The 3,362-nt window shown below is 72.2% G+C and carries 2 protein-coding genes; both read right to left on the reverse strand.

Translation table 11 applies throughout. The features are described 5' to 3' along the window. A partial coding sequence (gene topA, locus L2I40_RS20850; protein WP_237217090.1) for a type I DNA topoisomerase occupies positions 1 to 2,748 on the reverse strand: 2,748 nt, incomplete at its 3' end. A 52-nt stretch (positions 2,749 to 2,800) separates the two neighbouring features. Further along, positions 2,801 to 3,362: DNA-processing protein DprA (locus L2I40_RS20855; RefSeq protein WP_237217091.1), on the reverse strand; the 562-nt coding region annotated here is incomplete at its 5' end.

Here is a 3,362-nt window from a genome sequence, read left to right on the forward strand (position 1 = left end):
CGCGCCCGGCTTCTTCGCCGCGGCCTTGGCGCCCGGCGCCTTCGCGGGCGCCTTCTTTGCCGCGGGTTTCTTCGCGGCCGCCTTGCGCACCGGCGCGGCCTTCTTCGCCGCCGGTGCCTCGGCCGCCGCGCCGTTGCCGGCCGCCCTGCGCGGCGCTGCCTTCTTGCCGCGCGCGCCCTTGGCACCCGCCTTGCCGCGCGGCGCCATCTCCTTGCCCTTCTCGGCCAGCAAAGCGACGGCCTCGTCGAGCGTCATCGCCTCCATCTCGACCCCGCGCGGCAGGTTGGCGACCGTCTTGCCGTGCATCGCATAGGGGCCGAAGCGCCCCTTCCGGATCTCGACCGGTGCGCCGTCCTTCGGATGCTGGCCGAGCAGCCGCACCTTCGCCCGCGCCTTGGCCAGCAGGTCCATCGCGCGGTTCATGCCGAGCGTCAGCACGTCGTCGCCCGGCTCGAGCGACTGGTACACATTGCCGAGCCGCACATAGGGCCCGAAGCGGCCGATGCCCGCCGTGATCTCCTCGCCCGTCTCCGGATCGCGCCCGATCGGCCGCGGCAGCGAGAGCAGCGCCAGCGCCGCCTCCAGGTCGAGCGTCTCCGGATTCATGTCGCGCGTCAGGCTGGCGCGCCGCGGCTTGGTCGGCTTGCCCTTGGCGTCAGTGCCGCCCTCGCCGAGCTGCACATAGACGCCGTAGGGGCCGCGCCGCAGCGTCACGTCCTGCCCCGTCGCCGGATCGGCGCCGAGGCTGCGCTGCCCGTCGAAGCCGCCCGCCGCCTTGTCGCCATCCGCCCCCGGGACCGCGAGCGGGCGTGTGTAGCGGCATTCGGGGTAGTTCGAGCAGCCGATGAAGGCGCCCGTCCGCCCAAGGCGCAGCCCGAGCCGCCCGCCCGAGCAGGACGGGCAGGCGCGCGGATCGCCGGCGCCCTCGCGTTGCGGGAAGAAATGCGGCCCGAGCTCGGCATCCAGCGCGTCGATCACGTCGCTGATCCGCAGCTCGCTCGTGCCTTCCAGCGCCTTGGAGAAGTCGCGCCAGAAGTCGCGCATCACCGCGCGCCAATCCGCCCGCCCGCCGGAGATGTCGTCGAGCCGTTCCTCGAGCCCCGCCGTGAAGCCGGTGTCCACGTAGCGTTCGAAGAAGGCCACGAGGAAGGCGGTGACCAGCCGGCCGCGGTCCTCCGGGATGAAACGGCGCTTGTCGAGTCGGACATATTCCCGGTCCTGCAGCACCTGCAGGATCGAGGCGTAGGTGGAGGGCCGGCCGATGCCGAGCTCCTCCAGCTTCTTCACCAGCGACGCCTCGGAATAGCGCGGCGGCGGCTGGGTGAAGTGCTGGTTCGCCTGCACGCCCTGGGTCTTCAGCGCATCGCGCTCGCGCATCGGCGGCAGGGTGCGCTCGTCCTCCTCCTCGACCGCGCTTGTGGCGAGCCCCGCGCGGGCATCCGCCGCGCGGTCGTCCTCGTCCTCGCGATACAGACGCAGGAAGCCGTCGAAGGCGATGACCGACCCGGTGGCGCGCAGCCTTGTGCGGCCGGAGGCGTCGGCGATCTCCACCGTCGTCTGGTCGAGCTCGGCCGATTGCATCTGGCTGGCGACGGCGCGCTTCCAGATCAGCTCGTAGAGCCGCCGCTGCCGCTCATCGAGGAAGCGGGCCACCTGCTCCGGCGTGCGGGAGACGTCGGTCGGCCGGATCGCTTCATGCGCCTCCTGCGCGTTCTTCGCCTTGGAGGAATACTCGCGCGGCGCGCCCGGCACGTAGTCCGCGCCGAAGGCCGACTTCACATGGTCGCGGATCGCGAAGACCGCCTCGCGCGCCATCTGCACGCCGTCGGTGCGCATGTAGGTGATGAGCCCGACCGTCTCGCCGCCGATCTCGACGCCCTCGTAGAGCTGCTGCGCGGTGCGCATGGTCTGCTGCGCGCCCATGCCCAGCTTGCGGCTGGCCTCCATCTGCAAGGTGGAGGTGGTGAAGGGCGGCGGCGGGTTCCGCCGAGTCCGCTTCTTCTCGACGGAGACGACGCCGAAGCTGCCCGACTCGACCGCCGCCTTGGCCCGCATCGCGCTGGCCTCGTCCGGCAGGTCGAACTGCTCGAGTTTCCGGCCTTCGTGATGCGTCAGGCGTGCCGTGAAGTGCGCCCCGGTCGGGGTCGCGAAGCGCGCCTCGACGGTCCAGTATTCGCGCGCCCGGAAGGCCTCGATCTCCGCCTCGCGCTCGCAGATCAGGCGCAGTGCGACCGACTGCACGCGGCCGGCCGACTTGGACCCGGGGAGCTTGCGCCACAGCACGGGCGAGAGGTTGAAGCCGACCAGGTAGTCGAGCGCGCGGCGCGCCAGGTAGGCCTCGATCAGCGGGGTGTCGAGGTCGCGCGGCGCCGCGAGCGCGGTCTGGATCGCGCGCTTGGTGATCTCGTTGAAGGTGATGCGGTTGACCTCGACGCCCTTCAGCGCGCCGCGGCGGGCCAGCATGTCCTTCACATGCCAGGAGATCGCCTCGCCCTCGCGGTCGGGGTCGGTCGCCAGGAACAGGCGCCGCGCGCCCTTCAGCGCCTGGGCGATCTCGCGCACCTGCCGCTCGCCGCGCTCGTCGGCCTCCCAGTCCATCGCGAAATCCTCCTCCGGACGGACGGATCCGTCCTTGGGCGGCAGGTCGCGGACATGCCCGAAGGAGGCGAGCACCCGGAAGTCGCGGCCAAGATACTTGTTGATGGTCTTGGCCTTGGCGGGGCTCTCGACCACGACGACGTCGGTCATCTTGTCCTGTGTTCGCCTCGTGGGTTCGGCTGCGGAGGACGAGCCTCAAGGCCTAGCGGGGAGTCCGCGCGACCCGGTCGCCGGGAAGGGCCTCCACCAGCCCGGACAGTTCCAGGTCCAGCAGGATCGCCCGCACCGACGGGGCGGAGAGGTGGCAGCGCCGGACCAGATCGTCAACGGCCACCGGCGTCAAGCCAATCATTTCAAGCACTTTCGTCTCCGTGCCCATGGGCTCGGGGGCGATCTCGGCCTCGGTCTCGCCCGGATCGGGCAGGGCGCGCGGCCTGAACAGGGGCGCGTCGCGGGGCGCCGGCGGCAGCTGCGCCAGCACGTCCTCGGCGGTCTCCACCAGATGCGCGCCCTGGCGGATCAGGTCGTTGCCGCCCCGCGCGCGAGGGTCGAGCGGGTTGCCGGGCACGGCGAAGACCTCGCGCCCGCCCTCCAGCGCCAGCCGCGCCGTGATCAGGCTGCCGGAGCGCTGCGCCGCCTCCACCACGACGACACCGAGCACCAGGCCGGCGACGATGCGGTTCCGGCGCGGGAAGTGGCGGGCCAGCGGCGCGGTGCCGAGCGGCGCCTCGGCCAGCACGGCGCCGCCCTCCGCCGCGATGCGC

Source organism: Falsiroseomonas oryziterrae (assembly GCF_021864505.1).
GTDB lineage: Bacteria > Pseudomonadota > Alphaproteobacteria > Acetobacterales > Acetobacteraceae > Falsiroseomonas > Falsiroseomonas oryziterrae.